This window comes from Acidocella sp., from assembly GCF_050253495.1.
Lineage (GTDB): Bacteria > Pseudomonadota > Alphaproteobacteria > Acetobacterales > Acetobacteraceae > Acidocella.
The window spans coordinates 68,758-85,117 of sequence record NZ_JBFWIX010000010.1; the positions used below are offsets into that span (position 1 = coordinate 68,758).

General features: G+C 61.4%; 16 protein-coding genes. 7 read left to right on the plus strand and 9 right to left on the minus strand.

The window, feature by feature from the left end; genetic code table 11:
* Position 1: 1 nt before the first annotated feature.
* From AB7D48_RS09665 to AB7D48_RS09690, 6 genes are all read right to left on the minus strand, one after another.
* The gene (locus AB7D48_RS09665; protein WP_427978236.1) at positions 2 to 1,714 is read right to left on the minus strand and encodes a PHA/PHB synthase family protein; all 1,713 of its coding nucleotides are present in this window, start codon (positions 1,712 to 1,714) and stop codon (positions 2 to 4) included.
* Positions 1,715 to 1,731: 17 nt separating this feature from the next.
* Positions 1,732 to 2,514 (minus strand): enoyl-ACP reductase FabI, encoded by a 783-nt coding sequence (fabI, locus tag AB7D48_RS09670; protein WP_427978238.1) that lies wholly within the window; start codon positions 2,512 to 2,514, stop codon positions 1,732 to 1,734.
* Positions 2,511 to 2,801, minus strand: a complete 291-nt coding sequence (locus AB7D48_RS09675; RefSeq protein ID WP_427978240.1) for a hypothetical protein — start codon at positions 2,799 to 2,801, stop codon at positions 2,511 to 2,513. Before AB7D48_RS09675 ends, fabI begins: the two co-directional genes overlap by 4 nt.
* A 246-nt stretch (positions 2,802 to 3,047) precedes the next feature.
* Complete coding sequence (locus AB7D48_RS09680; protein WP_427978243.1) at positions 3,048 to 3,626, minus strand: acetate uptake transporter; 579 nt, start codon at positions 3,624 to 3,626, stop codon at positions 3,048 to 3,050.
* Between the two features lie 200 nt (positions 3,627 to 3,826).
* Positions 3,827 to 5,041 carry a 5-aminolevulinate synthase gene (gene hemA, locus AB7D48_RS09685; RefSeq protein WP_427978245.1) on the minus strand — a complete coding sequence of 405 codons (1,215 nt, stop codon included), beginning with the start codon at positions 5,039 to 5,041 and terminating at the stop codon, positions 3,827 to 3,829.
* A 117-nt stretch (positions 5,042 to 5,158) separates the two neighbouring features.
* Entirely contained in the window at positions 5,159 to 5,590 is a 432-nt protein-coding gene (locus tag AB7D48_RS09690) for a CBS domain-containing protein (RefSeq protein WP_427978248.1), read from the minus strand.
* A gap of 178 nt (positions 5,591 to 5,768) precedes the next feature.
* Between AB7D48_RS09690 and AB7D48_RS09695 the strand changes: the two genes are divergently transcribed.
* Positions 5,769 to 6,083, plus strand: a complete 315-nt coding sequence (locus AB7D48_RS09695) for a FeoA family protein (RefSeq protein ID WP_427978250.1) — start codon at positions 5,769 to 5,771, stop codon at positions 6,081 to 6,083.
* Between the two features lie 7 nt (positions 6,084 to 6,090).
* Positions 6,091 to 8,007 (plus strand): ferrous iron transporter B, encoded by a 1,917-nt coding sequence (gene feoB, locus AB7D48_RS09700; protein WP_427978253.1) that lies wholly within the window; start codon positions 6,091 to 6,093, stop codon positions 8,005 to 8,007.
* Here the strand turns inward: feoB and AB7D48_RS09705 are convergent.
* Both AB7D48_RS09705 and AB7D48_RS09710 read right to left on the minus strand, forming a co-directional pair.
* Complete coding sequence (locus tag AB7D48_RS09705) at positions 7,970 to 8,698, minus strand: alpha/beta fold hydrolase (RefSeq protein WP_427978255.1); 729 nt, start codon at positions 8,696 to 8,698, stop codon at positions 7,970 to 7,972. The two genes, feoB and AB7D48_RS09705, sit on opposite strands and share 38 nt — an antisense overlap.
* Complete coding sequence (locus AB7D48_RS09710; RefSeq protein WP_427978257.1) at positions 8,698 to 9,486, minus strand: carbon-nitrogen hydrolase family protein; 789 nt, start codon at positions 9,484 to 9,486, stop codon at positions 8,698 to 8,700. The genes AB7D48_RS09705 and AB7D48_RS09710 overlap by 1 nt, the downstream gene beginning before the upstream one ends.
* Before the next feature lie 112 nt (positions 9,487 to 9,598).
* Between AB7D48_RS09710 and AB7D48_RS09715 the strand changes: the two genes are divergently transcribed.
* From AB7D48_RS09715 to AB7D48_RS09735, 5 genes are all read left to right on the plus strand, one after another.
* On the plus strand, positions 9,599 to 10,264 hold the full coding sequence (locus AB7D48_RS09715) for a 50S ribosomal protein L25/general stress protein Ctc (protein WP_427978259.1): 666 nt from the start codon (positions 9,599 to 9,601) through the stop codon (positions 10,262 to 10,264).
* A 19-nt stretch (positions 10,265 to 10,283) separates the two neighbouring features.
* Positions 10,284 to 10,862 carry an aminoacyl-tRNA hydrolase gene (gene pth, locus AB7D48_RS09720; protein WP_427978262.1) on the plus strand — a complete coding sequence of 193 codons (579 nt, stop codon included), beginning with the start codon at positions 10,284 to 10,286 and terminating at the stop codon, positions 10,860 to 10,862.
* The gene (gene ychF, locus AB7D48_RS09725) at positions 10,862 to 11,956 is read left to right on the plus strand and encodes a redox-regulated ATPase YchF (RefSeq protein WP_427978265.1); all 1,095 of its coding nucleotides are present in this window, start codon (positions 10,862 to 10,864) and stop codon (positions 11,954 to 11,956) included. The genes pth and ychF overlap by 1 nt, the downstream gene beginning before the upstream one ends.
* Positions 11,957 to 12,097: 141 nt before the next feature.
* Positions 12,098 to 12,601 carry a TIGR00645 family protein gene (locus AB7D48_RS09730; RefSeq protein ID WP_427978267.1) on the plus strand — a complete coding sequence of 168 codons (504 nt, stop codon included), beginning with the start codon at positions 12,098 to 12,100 and terminating at the stop codon, positions 12,599 to 12,601.
* 326 nt (positions 12,602 to 12,927) lie between these two features.
* Entirely contained in the window at positions 12,928 to 13,944 is a 1,017-nt protein-coding gene (locus AB7D48_RS09735; protein ID WP_427978269.1) for an MIP/aquaporin family protein, read from the plus strand.
* Here the strand turns inward: AB7D48_RS09735 and AB7D48_RS09740 are convergent.
* A complete protein-coding gene (locus tag AB7D48_RS09740) occupies positions 13,938 to 16,223 on the minus strand; it encodes an Orn/Lys/Arg decarboxylase N-terminal domain-containing protein (RefSeq protein WP_427978272.1) in 2,286 nt (761 codons plus the stop codon). The genes AB7D48_RS09735 and AB7D48_RS09740 overlap by 7 nt on opposite strands.
* Positions 16,224 to 16,360: the final 137 nt, after the last annotated feature.

Sequence of the window (16,360 nt, forward strand, 5' to 3'; positions counted from 1 at the left end):
TTCAGCGCTGGAATATATATTGTCCGGGTGCGGGTTCAAGAACAGGGTAACCGGCTTTCGGCGCGCCGGTTTGTGGTGGGTTAACGGGTTTGCCGGAATGTTTGGAGAGCCATCCCGCCCAGTCTGGCCACCAGGACCCTTCCTCACAGGTGGCAAGGGTCTGCCATTCATCCGGCGGAATGAACAGATCGCCGGATTTGCGTTCCAGCTTGCAAAAATGCCGGTGTGGATGGCCTGGCTCACTCACCACGCCGGCATTATGCCCGCCGGATGTCAGCACGAAGGTAAAATCGCTGCTATTGAGTTGCTGCAATTTATAGACCGAACGCCAGGGGGCAATATGGTCGGTTTCCGTGCCAATGACGAAAAAGGGCAGATGAATGTCGGCCAGGGAGATTTTGCGGTTGCCAGCTTCCAACCGGCCTTCCGCGAGATCGTTGTTCAGGAATAATTTGCGCAGATAGTCGGAATGCATGCGATAGGGCATGCGGGTTGCGTCCATGTTCCAGGACATCAGGTCATTCGGGTGGTCCTGTTCACCCAGATAATAGCGCCGGATCATTTGCGACCAGACGAGGTCGTTGGCGCGCAGCATTTCAAAGGCGCCCGCCATTTGCTTGGAATCCAGGTAGCCTTGCGACCACATCGCGTCGTCGAGAAAATGCAGCTGCGAATCATTGATGAAAAGTTGCAACTCTCCAGCTTCGGTGAAATCCGTCTGGGCCGCGAGCAAGGTGATACTGGCGAGACGCTCATCATGATCGCGGGCCATGGCGGCGGCGGTGATGGCGAGTAGCGTGCCACCCAGGCAATAGCCGGTGGCATGGATTTTCGTTTCCTTGCCGCAGATGGCGCTGATGGCATCCAGGGCCGCCATGGTGCCAAGGCCCCGGTAATCGTCCAATGAGACATCGCGCATCGAAGCATCGGGATTGCGCCAGGAGATGCAGAAGACGGTGAAGCCCTGGGACACGAGATATTTCACCATCGAGTTCCGCGGTGACAGATCGAGGATATAATATTTCATGATCCAGGCGGGCACGATGAGGACGGGCTCGGGCCGGACGGTGTCGGTCTCTGGTGAATATTGGATCAATTCCAGAAGATCGTTGCGGAACACCACCTGGCCGGGGGTGATGGCGACATCCTTGCCAGGTTTCATCGGCAAGGGTTGAACCTTGGTGTTGCCGACGCTGCGCAGATCGGCGACGAGGTTTTTCGCGCCCTGGCGCAGGCTTTCACCTGAGGTGGCTTGCGCCTTGGTCAGCACCTCGGGATTGCAGCATGGGAAATTGGTGGGCGCGATGACATCCAGAATCTGGCGGGCGGCGAAATTCACGATCCGCTCATTTTCGAGCGAGACGCCGGGGATGTTCTTGGTCGCCTGATCCCAGAAGCGTTCGGTACGCAGAAAGCTCTGCGCGGCCAGGGCGGCGGGACCGTGTTGCCAGCCTTGATCGCGGAAGCGATGATCCTGCGGCTCAGGCTCCAGGGGGCTGAACTCCAGCCCCAAGGCTTGCCGGGTCAGGGAGGTCCAATCAGAGACGGCTTGCCGGGCCAGTTGCATTTGCCGGCCCGGCTGGTCGGCCATGTGCAATGCCCAGTCGGTCCAGGCCAGGGCGAGCGCGGTCATCGACATGCCGCCTGTCAGGCGGGCTTGGGCGGCATGCATCGCCCGGTCGAGATCGTTACAGGTTTCGTCCTTATCCGGCATCCGGGACACTCCAATTGTCAACCAAGCAGATGTTCTCCGCCATCGATGGGGGTTATGGTGCCGGTCAGCATACGGGCCGCGTCGCTGACCAGAAAGGCCGCCATGGCTCCGCAATCCGCAATTGTCGCCAAGCGGCCCTCGGGAGCCTTGTGCGCGGCGGTTTCCAGCAGGTCGGAGAAATGGTCGATGCCACCTGCGGCACGGGTGGCGATGGGGCCGGGTGAGATCGCGTTCACCCTGATGTTCTTGGGGCCAAGTTCGGCGGCGGCATAGCGCACGGAGCTTTCCAGCGCGGCCTTGACCGGGCCCATGAGACCGTAATGCGAGATAACGCGTTCGGAGCCCAGATAGGTGACGGCAAGCAGGGAGCCGCCATCCTGCATCAAGGGTTCCGCCAGCTTGGCCGCGCGCAGAAAGGAATGACAGGAAACATCCATGGCTGTCGCGAAACCGGCGGCGGAACAATCCACCACTCGGCCATGCAGGTCGGCCGCGGGTGCGAAGGCGATGGAATGCAAGACAAAATCAAGCTTTCCCCAGCGTTTGGCGAGATCGTCGAACACGGCCTCCAACTCACCCGGCTTTTGCACATCGCAGGGCATGAGACTCTCGCACGGTAAATGCTCCGTCACCGCCGAGACATAAGGCTTGGCTTTTTCATTCAGATAGGTGGCGGCCAACACGGCGCCAGCATCTGCGAAGGATCTTGCGCAACCAGCCGCGATGCTATGCTGGTTGGCGATACCAAGAACGAGCCCGCGCTTGCCAGCAAGGCTTCCCGGCAAGGTGGGGTCGGTCATGGAGCGGATGTATCGGGTCGGTGGGCGGTTTTGCTGGGGCGTTCGGTCACGGCGGCATCTTCCTTTTTATGGCTGTGCCCTGGCGCTTCCATCATGGCGGCAAGCAGGGCGGCGTTGGCGCGCATCACGGTCTGGCTGTAGGTGATTTGCGCTTGGGTGATGGTGCGGACGGTTTCGGCCAACTGGTTGAGAATTCGGCCGGATGGCATGAATTTCTGTTGAGAGGCGATCCAGTCCTGGGAAAGGGACAGCAGCCCCATGGGATCAGACGAAGTTTTTTCGGTCATGATAGTCAGACTCCTTTGATTATAGTCCCCTCAATCATGATCCGATTATACGAAAAGTCTCATTGACCTTTGTCAACCTAGACTATTTTTCAAGTCGGCGCCTCCGCTGGTGTGAAATTCATTCGAGTGAAATATTCCCGAGACTTCATAACAACTCCCTAACGATGGGCCGTCAGACACGGGATACAACAAAAAAACCCAGGCAAACGAATTGCCTGGGTCGATTTGTGAAGGAAACTGAGGCGGTTATTCGGCCGGTGCCGGGGCGAGCCGGGCGCCGGGCGCGCCAATGGGCAGAACGGTGTGGCCATGTGCCTCATTGATGAGTTCCGCCGCGCCGAGATAGAAGGCCAGCAGCGCGGTGATGAGCCCGCCATAGCCGCCCAGCGTGCCGAGCGAGGGAATGCCGAGCAGATCGGCGAAACCAAGCAGGGCGAAGGTAACCCACAGCGCCAGGAAAATGAGGAACAAGGTGCGGTTGAGGGCGAATGTGCCGATCCACATGGCGAAGGTGAAGGCGCCCCAGGCCAGGAGATACCAGCCGACGGCGGCCCCGGGCACATCCTTGGCGAAGAATTCGACAAATAGCGCGAAGCTCCACCAGAAGGCGCCGTATGAGCAGAAGGCGACAAAGCCGAAGGTATTGCCTTTGACCATCTCCATCAGGCCGGCGCAGAATTGCGCGGTGCCGCCAAAAGCGATGGCCATGGCCAGCACCAGAGGCACAGACGTGCCGGGCAGGAAGCCAGCATTGACCAGGCAGAGCAGCCACGTGGTGAGGGCAAAACCGAATAGCCCGAGAGGGGCGGGGTTTGCGAGCTTCATAATCTTGTTCCTCCAGAACAACGTCGTTTCTTATCGTTCAGGGCCAAGACTTCGACCCCTTAATGAACCTTATTGCAGGTTTTGGAGGTGAAAGGAAGTAGTTTAGTGCATGTACTTTTTGGAACGTTCCTGAACGGAACAGCATCATGAAGACGCTGTTCCGGAATCGTTTTGTTCAACGCCGCAAGGGCGGGGGCGCGTCAAACCGCCTGTGTGGTTGCTGGCAGGAGGATATGTTGCAGGGCGGTGACGAGACGGTCCATCATCTCATCCGTGTGTTTTGGTCCAGGGGTGAAGCGCAGACGTTCCGTGCCGCGCGCCACGGTGGGATAATTGATTGGCGTGGCATACATGCTGAATTCCCTGATCAGCCGCATGGAAACATCCGTGGCCTTGGCGGCGTCACCGATCATCAGCGGCACGATGTGGGAATTGCTCTCCATCACCGGTAACCCGGCAGCCTTGAATTTGGCTTTCAGCGTTTCCGCGCGCTCGAACAATCTGGCGCGGCGCTCATTATCCTCCTTCAGGATGCGGATGGAGGTGAGAGCGGCCGCCACGGTGGGCGGGGGCAGGGCGGTGGTGAAGATGAAGCCGGCCGCGACCGAGCGTATATAGTCCAGCACCTTGAAATCGCCGGTGATATAGCCGCCATGACAGCCATAGCCCTTGGCCAGGGTGCCCTCGATGATCGTGATGCGCCGGGCAACATCGTCTCGTTCCGATACACCGCCGCCATGTTCGCCGTACATGCCCACGGCATGCACCTCGTCCAGATAGGTTAAGGCGTTATATTTGTCCGCCAGATCGCAAATCGCCTTCAGGGGGGCAATGTCGCCATCCATGGAATAGACGCTCTCGAACACAATCAGTTTTGGTGCTTCGGCGGGGGCCTCGGCCAGCAGGCGTTCAAGGTCGGCCATGTCGTTATGCTTGAAGACGCGCACCGTGGCGGTTTTGCCGCCCTTGATGCCGACGATCATGGAATTATGGTTTTGCGCATCCGAGAACACATGCCAGTCGGGCAGGGAATTGAGGATGGCGGTCAGTGTCGCCTGGTTGGAGACATAGCCGGAGGTGAAAAGCAAGGCGGTGTCCTTGCCGTGCAGGTCGGCCAGCTCTTCTTCCAGAGCGACATGCAAAGGCGACGAACCAGCGATGTTGCGTGTGCCGCCGGCCCCCGCGCCATAGCGCCGCGCCGCCTCGGCCGAGGCTTCGATCACGCGTGGATCCGTGCCCATGGCGAGATAATCATTGGTGGACCAGACGAGAATATCCCGCGTCTTGCCTTCCATGGTGACGGAATAATAAGGGAAACGGTCGGCTAGTTTGTCCAGCGCCACGAACCGGCGATAACGCCCCTGGGCCGAAATCTCGGCCAGGGCTTCGTCGCATTTAATAAGAAATTTATGCATCTTGACCCGTGTATGGCGAAAATTTCACGTAGGGAACGCCGCTCGGGCGGCCAAGTCAATGATGCAAATTAACCGGCCAGCCTTGCGGTCCCCACAAGCCGCGCCTGGCCGGAGGGTCTAGACCTTGCCGGTGACGTAGGTGCGCAGCGTTTCCACCTCATGCTCGCTCTGGTCGATTCGGGCTTTCACCACATCCCCGATGCTGACAAGGCCTGTCAGGCGGCCATTCTCCAGAACGGGTAAATGGCGAAAATGCCCCTCCGTCATCATCTCCATCGCTTGTTCCACGGTGGTTTCCGGCGAGCCGGTGGTGGGGTTGCGGGTCATCAGCGCCCCGGCGGTCATGGTCAAGGTATCCGCCGCGCGCGCCGACAGGCTGCGCACGATGTCACGTTCGCTCAAAATCCCGATCAATTCACCGTTTTCGACCACCAGCACGGCGCCGATGCCCTTTTCCGCCAGGACATTGATGACGCCGCTGACGGGCATGTCAGACGGAACGGATACGAAACCAGGTGGTTTGTGCCTCAATATGGTTTTTACGAGCATTTTATTCCTCCGTTTCTCCTTACTATGGTGAAAGTCAAAGGCCTGTTCAATTATTATTTGAAATCTTGATTGAAATTCAGGAAGAATGACAGCGCCGGGTTCTCGCATAATCATCTTGCAATTGAGATTTGTTTGCATTAACTTCCAAAGCCGATCTCTTCTTTACGGACGGTGCGCGATGTTGCGTCAGGACGCGTTCAATTTTCAGGCCACGGGGGCGCAGACGCCCAGTCTTGCTTTGGGTGAGGCGAGCCCGGGCTTTTGCGGCATCATCCTGGCCATCGATACCGAAGGGGTCCATGGCGGCCTGCCCGCCGATGAGCTGGAACGCCGCCTGCTGGAGATGGGTTTGGTGGAAGGCGCCAAGGTCGAGGTGCGTCATCAGGGACTGATCCGGCGCGATCCAATCGCCGTGCGGATCAATGACCGCGCCACTTTTGCCCTGCGCCGCCGGGAAGCGGCGGCCATTTTCGTCGTGCCGGAAGCCGGTTAAAAACCAGATGGCTCATTGTGCCGAGGTTCCCGAGCGGACGGTCGCCGCCGCGGGCGGGAAGGCCGCGCAAATCGCGCTGATCGGGAATCCGAATTGCGGCAAGACGGCGCTGTTCAACGCCCTGACCGGTAGCCGGCAGCATGTGGCGAATTATCCGGGTGTGACGGTGGAACGCAAGGCGGGCGGTTTCGTGACGCCGGAAGGCCGCGCGGTGCGGGTGCTGGACCTGCCAGGCACTTATTCGTTGCGGGCGCGCAGCCCCGATGAAGTGATTGCCCGCGATGTGGTGCTGGGCCGGCTTTCCAGCGAACAGCCCCCGGAATTTCTGCTTTGCGTCGCGGATGCAACGGATCTGCGCTTGTCCTTGCGGCTGGCGCTGGAATTGCGGGTGCTGGGCACACCGATGGCCTTGGTGCTGAACATGGCGGATATTGCCAGGCATCGCGGAATCCTGATCGATACGGACAAGCTGTCGGCGGCGCTGGGGATGCCCGTGGTGTCGTCGGTCGCGGTGCGCAAGGCCGGGACCAAGGAGCTGCTTGGGTTTTTGGACGGGCTTTTGGCCCAGGGGCTGCCCGCGCCGGAAAAGATACCGGATTGGCAGGCCCCGGACCGGCATGCCTTGCGTGATTTGCAACGCGAGGCCGACAGGCTGATCGCCCAATGCGTGACGATGCCGGTGCAGCCCTATACGGCGACCTCGCGGATCGATGCGGTGCTGCTGCATCCGGTGGCCGGGCTGGTGGTGTTGTTCGCCATCCTGTTCGTGATGTTCCAGGCCGTGTTCACCTGGGCCCAGGCGCCGATGGACGCGATTTCCAACCTGTTCGACTGGCTCGGCGTCATGGCCGCGCATTACCTGCCGGATGGGCCGGTTTTGAGCTTCATCCGGGATGGGGTGTTGAACGGCGTGGGGTCGGTGGTGGTGTTCCTGCCGCAGATCCTGATTTTGTTTTTCTTCATCCTGGTTCTGGAAGATTTCGGCTATATGGCCCGTGCGGCCTTTCTGATGGACAGGATCATGGGCGGGGCGGGGTTGCATGGCCGCGCCTTCATTCCACTGCTTTCAAGCTTCGCCTGCGCCATTCCGGGAATCATGGCCACCCGTGTGATCGATGGGCGCCGGGACAGGCTGGCGACGATCCTGGTCGCGCCGCTGATGACCTGCTCGGCGCGGATTCCGGTTTACACGCTCATCATCGGCGCCTTCATTCCGAACAGGGACGTGTTCTGGGGCGTGCAACTGCAAGGGCTGGTGATGTTCGGGCTCTATGCGATGGGCATCGTGGCGGCTCTGTGTGTGTCCTTCATCATGAAGCGGCTGGTTTGGCGCAAGGCGCAGCATGATCCGTTCCTGTTGCAATTGCCGGATTACAAGCTGCCCAGCCCGCGTAGCATCGCCATTGGGCTGTATCAGCGCGGCAAGATTTTCCTGCATCGCGCGGGCACGACGATTTTCTCGATGATGGTGGTCATCTGGGCGCTTTGCTCCTTGCCGCTACCGCCGAAGGGGGCAACGCACCCGGCCATCGATTACAGTGCCGCGGCTTGGATTGGCCATTTCCTGGCGCCGGTTTTCGCGCCCATCGGGTTCAACTGGCAGATCAACGTGGCGCTGATCCCCGGCATGGCGGCCCGCGAGGTGGCGGTGGCGGCGCTTGGCACCGTTTACTCCATTTCCGCCTCGGCGGATGATCCGGGACATCTGGGAGGGGTGCTGGCGGCGCATTGGAGCATCGCAACGGCCCTGGCGCTGCTGGCTTGGTATGTATTTTCTCCGCAATGCGCGTCCACGCTCGCGACCATCCGGCGGGAGACGGGCGGCTGGCGCTGGGTGGCCCTGGTGTTTGTTTATATGCTGGCCCTGGCTTATGGCTCGGCCTTTATTACCTATCAGCTGGCTTGCCTTGCTGGATTGGGCTGAGGCTGAGCAGTCCCTCCGCCAGTTTCTCCGGCATGGAGAGGAAGGGCGAGTGGTCCGCCGGTAAATCGAGGACCGGGGTACAGGGTAATGTTTGTTGCATCCGCCGTTGCAGGGCGAGCGGGAGCACCCGATCCTGGGTGCATTCGATATAGGCGCGGGGAATCTGGCCGAACCCTTCCGGTGTGACGGTGGAGGGGGCGGTGAAACTGCCCAAAGGTTCCGGGCGCAGGCGCTCTGCGGCGCTTTTCGCCATGTCCGGGGCGGCCAGATGATAAAAACGGGGGATGACAGCTTCCGCCGCCACGGCCAGCCGCCGTCCGCGCGCGGGGCGGAGATAATCCGGTTCACCTCCGGCCTCGGGCAGGGAGATGGCGCTCTGCATGCTTTGTCCGGCGGGGAGCAAAAAGGCGGAAAGATAAACGAGCTGGCTTACGGCGCCGGGGGCCAGCGCGGCGGCTTCTGAAATGACGAGCCCGCCCCGGCTATGGCCAACCAGTATGACGGGTTCCGGGGCTGTGCGCGCCAGCGTGGCGACCTGCCGCGCCCAGAGAGGCAAGGGGTTGGCGCCGGGCGGGACATCCGCCAGATCCGGCGTCAGCACGCCATGCCCCGCCTGTTCCAGCCGCGGGGTCAGGTTGTTCCAGCACCAGGCGCCATGCCAGGCGCCGGGGACGAGCAGGAAGATGGCCATTAGTGAGAGAGCGGACCGTAAAGCTCCGGGCGGCGGTCTTTGAAGAATGGGTCCGCCTGACGCACGGCCGCGTGGTGGGCGGGGTCGGTATCCGCGAACAGCATGGTCTCGTCCGTGCCCGCCATGGCCAGCACCGCGCCGTTGGGCCCGCAAATGCTGGACAGCCCGATATAGCCCAGCCCGTTTTCCGCGCCGGAATGGTTGGCATAGGCGATATAGACTTGGTTTTCATAAGCCCGGGTGGGGATAACGTGCCGCGCCACCTGCTCATATGGTTCCATCTGCGCCGTGGGGACAAGAATGACGTCCGCTCCGGCCAGGGCCAGCCGCCGGGCGGGTTCGGGAAATTCGATGTCGTAGCAGATCAGCAGCCCGATTTTGACGCCGCCAAGCTCCGCGATCGGGAAATCCGCGCCGGTCTGTTTGAACATCCGCCGGTCCAGATCGCCGAACAGATGGCTCTTGCGGTAATTCAACAGAATTTGTCCATCCGGGCCGATCAGCACCGCCGCGTTGGCGACGTTTTCGCCCACCCGTTCCGGATAGCCGAACACCAGCGCGATGTTCAGCGCCCGGGCTGTTTCCCGCGCCGCGGTCAGGCCGGATTGCGGGAGGGCCTGGGCCAAGGCGGCCTCGGCACCGACATTATAGCCGGAGAGATACATCTCCGGCAGGATCAGCAGGTTGGCTCCCTGTGCCTTGGCCTTGCTGGCTTGCGTGTGCAGATGGGCAAAGCCGGCTTGGACATTGTTCAGGCAGCCAGGGCCTTGATAGAGGGCGATCTTCATGCATGGCAGCCTAGCGCTGGGCCGCATCGGTTGAAAGAGTGGTGAAAACCGGATAAACCCCGCCCGCCGGCACCCCTGGAGGCCGGCTTTTGTTGTTTGTATGGAGCTGAAAATGGCCGAATTTGAATTGGTTGAGGCCTCTGCTCGTTCGCGTGCCGGCAAGGGGGTGGCGCGGGCGACGAGGCGTGAGGGCAAGGTGCCCGCCGTGGTTTATGGTGCCCGTCAGGAGCCCGCGCTGATCGCGCTGGACCCGCGCATCGTGATGAGGGAATTGAAGCGCGGCGGCTGGCGCTCGCGCCTCTATGAGATCGACGTGGCTGGGACCAAGACCCGCGCGCTGATGCGCGATGTGTCCTTTCACCCCGTCACCGATCAGCCCGAGCATGTGGATTTCCAGCGTCTCGTCGCCGGTGAGCCGGTGAAGGTGGCGGTTGCCGTGCACTTCCTCAACGAAGGGACCTCTCCTGGCCTGAAGCGTGGCGGTGTGCTGAACGTCGTGCGCCACAAGGTGGAAGTGGTGGTGGATGCCGACCATATCCCCGAGAAGTTCGAGATCGATCTGAACGACCTCGACATCAACGACAATGTGCGCTGGCACGACCTGAAGGGCGCTGAGCACTGCAAGCCGGTGATCACCGGCCGCGATTTCGTGATCGCGACCATCGCGCCGCCGCTGGTCTCGGCCGAGCAGGTCGCCGCCGAGGCCGCCGCCGCCGCTGCCGCCACCGCCGCGAAGGGGGCCAAGAAAGCAGCTCCAGCACCTGCCGCCAAGAAGTAAAGACTGAACGCGCCGCGCCATGCTGCTTTGGGTTGGCCTTGGAAACCCGGAACCGGGCATGGCGCGGCAACGTCATAATATCGGCTTCATGGCCGTGGACGCGATTGCGTCCCGCCATGGTTTTTCCGCCTGGAAAGCCCGTTTCAAGGGATTGGTTTCGGAAGGGCGCATCGGCACGCGGAAGATTTTGCTGCTGAAACCGATGACCTACATGAATTTGTCCGGCGAGGCGGTGCAGGAAGCGGCGAGCTTCTACAAGATCGCTCCAGGGGACATCACTTTATTCCATGACGAGCTTGATCTGGCGCCAGGCAAGGTCCGCGTGAAAAAAGGCGGCGGCAATGCCGGGCATAACGGGTTGCGCAGCACGGACAGGCATCTTTCCACGCCGGATTACTGGCGGGTGCGGCTTGGCATCGGCCATCCTGGCGACAAGGCGCGGGTGACCGGCTATGTGCTGGGGGATTTTTCCAAGATGGACAAGGGCTGGCTGGAGCCATTGCTGGACGCCGTGGCGGACAGTGCCGCCTTGCTGGCCGAGGGTAAGCCGGAAGATTTCATGACCCGCATCGCGCGGGTGAGCGGGGAGCAGACATAATGGGGTTCAATTGCGGGATCGTGGGGCTGCCGAATGTCGGCAAATCTACTCTGTTCAACGCGCTCACCGCCACAGTGGCGGCTCAAGCGGCGAATTATCCCTTCTGCACCATCGAACCGAATACCGGCCGCGTGGCCGTGCCGGACAAGCGGATGCTGAAACTGGCCGAAATTGGCAAATCCGTGAAGATCGTGCCGACCAGCCTGGAATTTGTCGATATTGCCGGGCTGGTGCGCGGCGCCTCCAAGGGTGAGGGGCTGGGCAACCAGTTCCTGGCCAATATCCGTGAGGTGGACGCCATCGTGCATGTGCTGCGCTGCTTCGAGGACGACGATATCACTCATGTGGAAGGCTCGGTGGATCCGATCCGCGATGCGCAGACGGTGGAGACCGAACTGATGCTGGCGGATTTGGAGAGCCTGACCAAACGTGTGCCGCTATTGCAGAAAAAGGCCAAGAGTAACGACAAGCAGGCCGCCGCCGAACTGGCGCTGGTTGAACCGTTGATCGCGCTGCTGGAAGAGGGCAAGCCCGCGCGGATGGGCATTCCCAAGGGCGAGGAAGAGGCGGTGAAGCGCCTGAACCTGCTGACGTCCAAGCCGGTTCTGTATGTATGCAACGTGGAGGAAGCCGCCGCCGCGACCGGCAACGCGCAATCCGCCCGCGTGGCGGAAATGGCCGCCGCCGAAGGGGCCGCGCATGTGGTGATCTCGGCGGCCATCGAGGCCGAGGTGAGCCAGTTGCCCGAGGAAGACCGCTCCGGGTTCCTGGCGGATCTGGGGTTGGAAGATTCCGGGTTGGACCGGATCATCCGCGCCGGATACGCGCTGCTGGGGCTGATCACGTATTTCACGGTCGGTCCGAAGGAAACCAGGGCCTGGACAATCGTGAAAGGCACCAAGGCGCCGGGGGCGGCTGGTGTGATCCATGGCGATTTCGAGCGTGGCTTCATCGCGGCTGAAACCATCGCCTATGAGGATTACGTGGCCGGCAAGGGAGAGGCCGGAGCGCGTGATGCGGGCAAGCTGCGCGTGGAAGGCAAGGAGTATGTGGTGAAGGACGGCGACGTGCTGCTCTTCCGTTTCAACGTATAAGACCAGCCTGCCGGCGCGGTTTCCGTCTTGGTTTGCGAAAGCCGGCGTGGCGCGTACAGTGCCGGATATGAAGAAGCACCGGGCGCGCAGTGACAAGACGCGGCAGGCCGCCAGCATAGACCGTCCAGCGGGAACCGCGGCATGAACCCGCTTGTCCGTATCATTGAAGCCGTCATCTTCGGCGGGCGATGGCTCATCGTGCCGATCTATCTCTCCATGCTGCTGTTGTTGGCGGTGCTGGTGGGATATTTCATTTCCGAGATCGTCCATGCCGTTCCGACGATCAGCGGCATCACCGACAGCCAGCTTCTGCTCTTCACCTTGTCGCTGATCGATTTATCATTGACCGCCAATCTCGTCGTGCTGGTGATCCTCTCCGGCTATGAGAATTTTGTCCGAAAGGTGGAGTTCAACGTCAGCGATCCGCGGCCGGAATGGATGTCCCATATTGATTTCGCCGGGTTGAAGCTGAAATTGCTTGCTTCCATGACCGTGATCGCGGCGGTGCATCTGCTGCGCAGCTTCCTGAATATCGCCAATGAGACAGACAGGAATCTGTTCTGGCAGCTCATCATCGTGCTGGGTTTTGCCGTGCTCTCATTATTGCTGGCGTTGACGGACCGCTTGGAGAGTAAGGGACATTAGGGCGCTCCGTTTGCATTGCCCCACGGAGACGGTTCAGCTCCTCAGTGGCCTGCTTACCTCTGAACCTCACCACGAATTTCAGGGACGGGGCACCAGCCCATCGTCTTGGCGCGTGACTTTGCCCGCTCAGATGGGGGCATTCCAGGAATGGTGGCGATCCTTTTGCGGCCCGGGCCCCGCTTCCATTTTAACCGGTTTAACCGGGGGCCTGTCTTGATGGCCGGGCCGTTTTGCCCGCTTTGTACTGTCAAACGGGCCGCTTAGTCCCATATACCGGATTTAGGTGGCTTAGCCGCTTCTTTTCAATGTTTTAGGAGGTGTTTTTGGTGCAGGGGCATGGTGAATCCACGGCTGGGCCGGCCTCGCGCCATCTTTATCCAGCCCGGCACGCCCAGAAGCCGCATATTCACTTCCCCCATATCAGGTTCCATCGCCGGGAACTGACAGACAGGCCCTTGGCGGGCAAACCGCACCCCGACCATCCGTTGCATTGGAAACTTTATGGCTGCGAGGCGGTGGCGACCGGAGTGCTCATGATGCTGGGGATCATGACCAATACCTTTCTGGCGGCACCGGGATCGTTTCTGGCGGTGTTGCTGCGCGCTCATCCGGCATTGCAGACAGCCTTGTGTGGGCTGTGCTTTGGATCGGCCGGCACGTTGGCCGCCATGACGCGGTTTGGCCGCACCAGCGGGGCTCATCTCAGCCCTTCGGTCACCTTGGCTTTTACCTTGGGTGGGAAACTGGCCCCCTTGGATGCGGGCGGGTATTTCGCCGCGCAGATCGTGGGAGCCTGTGTTGGCACGGCGCTTATCTATCTGAGTGGCCGTCTGTTGCCTGGCTGGGGAGCTTGGCTCTGCGCGGTGCATTATGCATCGACCCTGCCGGCACATGGTCTTGCGTTGTATTTGGTCATGCTCGCGGAACTGGCGGCCACGATGGGTCTTGTTTTCGCGCTGTATTATGCCGCGTCGCATCCGCGCCTGCATCTGTTCGCGCCTTGGGTTGGCGGGGCGTATTTCTTTTGCGCCAATCCCTTCGTCGCCTGGATCTCCGGTGACAGCACGAATTTCGCCCGTTCCCTTGGCCCGGCCTTATTCAATCACGATTTTTTCGGGCTGTGGATCTATCTGGTCGGTCCGTTGCTTGGCTCGGCGCTGGCGGTTCTGGTGATCAGGTCGCGCTTGTTCGGGCAGATCCACCTTGCCGAGGCGCGCATCATCAATTTCGGTCATTATGGCCGTGTTCCGCGCTTCAGCGAGCCCGCCGCCGTGGGGCCTTCGCCCGCACAGCTTGAAAAGGCGGAACACGGGCCTGAATCAAACCCGCCGGCGCATCAATAGCGCAATGCCTGATAGCCGGATTCCCCCGGCTCCACCCCGTGCGTGTCGTGCCCGAATCCGGGAAAGCGTTTGTCGAAATCCTCCAGCGCCGTCAGATAGCGCAGCACCGGGCCATCCGCCGGGCCGAAATTCTCACCGGGCATCAGCAGCGGAATGCCGGGTGGGTAGGGCACGATGGCGGTGGCCGCCACGCCGCCCGCCAGCCCGTCGAGCCGGGCCATGCCGCCCTCGCCGCGGATCAGCCGGTCATGCGCCTCGGCCGGGATCATCTCCGGTGTCGGCAGGAAATTATAGGCTTCCTGCAGCCGCTCCGGATAGGCGGTGAGCTTCATGGCCGAGAACATGGTGGTGCCGAGATCCTTCAGCCCCATTGCCCCATAGGCGGCGGGGTGCGTGGCGCAAAGCTGCGGCAAGGCACGGGCCAGTGGGGTGTTGGAATCGTAATCGCGTTTGAAATCCAGCAGCGCGTTCACCAGAGAGCCCCATTTACCCTTGGTCACGCCGATGGAGAACAGGAACAGGATGGAGAAATTCGCCGTCTTTTCCGGTGTGATGCCGTGCTCCGCCAGGTAATGGTTGAGCAAGGGGGCTGGGATGCCGGTGTCTTCCAGCCTGCCTGAGCGAGCCATGCCGGGGGTGGTGAGCGTGACTTTGATCGGGTCCAACATGCAATAGCCGGGTTCCAGTCCGGTGAAGCCGTGCCAGGAGGCGCTGGGTTCCAGTGCCCAGCAGGCCTGGTTTTCCACCAGCATTTCGGCCGGGGCGTCGATGAAAGGCACCTCTCCGGCCGCGTCGCGCACCATGTCCGGCTGCCAGACGCCAAAGAACCAGTCATCCTGTTCAGCGAATTCGGCTTGCAGCCGCGCCATGGTCTGGCGGAAGGAAACCGCCTCGGCGATCGCCTCGCAGGTGAGCAATTGTCCGCCCGCGCCGTCCATCATCGCGGAACTGATATCGGTGGAGGCGATGATGGCGTAGTTGGGCGAGGTGGAGGCATGCATCATCAGGGATTCGTTGAAGCGCACATGCTCGATTTTCGCCCGCCGCTCGCGCAGATGCACCATCGAGGCCTGGGAGAGCGCGGCCAGCAGCTTGTGGGTGGATTGGGTGGCGAAGACGCTGGGGCCGGTGCGGTCTGTCTCGGCCGCCGGACCACGCATGGCGTAGTGATTTTGATAGAGTGTGTTGAACCGCGCATGGCCGAACCAAGCTTCGTCGAACAATATCTTGTCCACGGAGGCGCCGAGAAGTTCCTCTACCCTGGCGGCGTTGTAGCAAAGCCCGTCATAGGTGGAGTTGGTGACGATGGCGAGTGCCGGCTTGCCGCCGCCGCCCGCGGTGAGGCGGGAGGTGGCGAGATTATGGGCGATGGCCTCCTTCGTCAGGGATGCGGGCGGAATGGGGCCGATCATGCCCAGATGGTTGCGGTAGGGCAGCAGATAGGCCGGCCGCGCGCCCGTGAGCGCCAGCCCGTGCTCGATGGATTTATGCGCGTTGCGATCCGCCAGCACGATCTCTCCACGCGCGACATTGGCCGTCATCACCACCCGGTTGGCGGTGGAGGTGCCGTTGGTGACGAAATAGGAGCGATCCGAGCCGAACACATGCGCCGCGTAGCGCTCGGCGGCGCCTATGGGGCCGGTATGGTCCAGCAGGGAGCCGAGTTCCGCCACCGAGATGGAAAGATCCGCCCGCAGCAGCTTCTCGCCGAAATAATCATAGAACATCCGCCCGGCGGGGGAGCGCAGAAAGGCGGAGCCGCCGGTATGGCCCGGCGTGTGCCAGGAATATTCGGCCTCATCGGCGAATCTGGTCAGGGCGCCGAACATGGGGGGCAGAAGTTGCTGGCGGTAGCGCCGCACGGCGGCCAGCACGCGGTTGCTGATGAATTCCATGGAATCTTCCAGCAGCCAGATGAAGCCATCGGCCTCGCTCATCACCTTGGCGGGCACGTGGGCGGCGTCGTTGCGTTCGGCCAGGAGGAAGACGGGTACTTTCGCATTGCGCGCGCGGATGGATGTCAGCAAGGCTTGGGCGTGGGCATGGCCGGGATCCTGGTGCAGATCCCAATCGAGGATGATCGCCTGTAGATGTGGATTGGCCTCGATCTCATCTCCCGCATCGGCGGCGGAGAGCGAGGTGGTGGCGGTCACGTCATGGTTTTTCAGGTCGGCCAGCAAGGCCCGGGCGGCACGGCCAAGGGCGGTGGGCTCGTGCAGCTTGTCGCAGACCAGCAACACGCTGAATCCGAGAGTCTGGGATTGATCCTGTCCGGCCATGGGCGCCCCTATCGTGATTGCGCCATAGGATGCGCTTGGGCGGTACTTTGTCCACCCCACAAAATAAAACCGCGCCTGAGGCTGACGCCCCGGCGCGGCCGAAACCCGAAAGATCCCGAGGAGGGCTTAAGGGAATT

Coding starts and splice junctions, on each gene's coding strand:
- AB7D48_RS09680 (WP_427978243.1), bottom strand. CDS start 3,626: ATGAAGCTCGCAAACCCCGCCCCTCTCGGGCTATTCGGTTTTGCCCTC.
- AB7D48_RS09715 (WP_427978259.1), top strand. CDS start 9,599: ATGGCCGAATTTGAATTGGTTGAGGCCTCTGCTCGTTCGCGTGCCGGC.
- AB7D48_RS09695 (WP_427978250.1), top strand. CDS start 5,769: ATGTTGCGTCAGGACGCGTTCAATTTTCAGGCCACGGGGGCGCAGACG.
- AB7D48_RS09690 (WP_427978248.1), bottom strand. CDS start 5,590: ATGCTCGTAAAAACCATATTGAGGCACAAACCACCTGGTTTCGTATCC.
- AB7D48_RS09705 (WP_427978255.1), bottom strand. CDS start 8,698: ATGGCCATCTTCCTGCTCGTCCCCGGCGCCTGGCATGGCGCCTGGTGC.
- AB7D48_RS09730 (WP_427978267.1), top strand. CDS start 12,098: ATGAACCCGCTTGTCCGTATCATTGAAGCCGTCATCTTCGGCGGGCGA.
- AB7D48_RS09665 (WP_427978236.1), bottom strand. CDS start 1,714: ATGCCGGATAAGGACGAAACCTGTAACGATCTCGACCGGGCGATGCAT.
- fabI (WP_427978238.1), bottom strand. CDS start 2,514: ATGACCGACCCCACCTTGCCGGGAAGCCTTGCTGGCAAGCGCGGGCTC.
- AB7D48_RS09710 (WP_427978257.1), bottom strand. CDS start 9,486: ATGAAGATCGCCCTCTATCAAGGCCCTGGCTGCCTGAACAATGTCCAA.
- AB7D48_RS09740 (WP_427978272.1), bottom strand. CDS start 16,223: ATGGCCGGACAGGATCAATCCCAGACTCTCGGATTCAGCGTGTTGCTG.
- pth (WP_427978262.1), top strand. CDS start 10,284: ATGCTGCTTTGGGTTGGCCTTGGAAACCCGGAACCGGGCATGGCGCGG.
- ychF (WP_427978265.1), top strand. CDS start 10,862: ATGGGGTTCAATTGCGGGATCGTGGGGCTGCCGAATGTCGGCAAATCT.
- AB7D48_RS09675 (WP_427978240.1), bottom strand. CDS start 2,801: ATGACCGAAAAAACTTCGTCTGATCCCATGGGGCTGCTGTCCCTTTCC.
- hemA (WP_427978245.1), bottom strand. CDS start 5,041: ATGCATAAATTTCTTATTAAATGCGACGAAGCCCTGGCCGAGATTTCG.
- feoB (WP_427978253.1), top strand. CDS start 6,091: ATGGCTCATTGTGCCGAGGTTCCCGAGCGGACGGTCGCCGCCGCGGGC.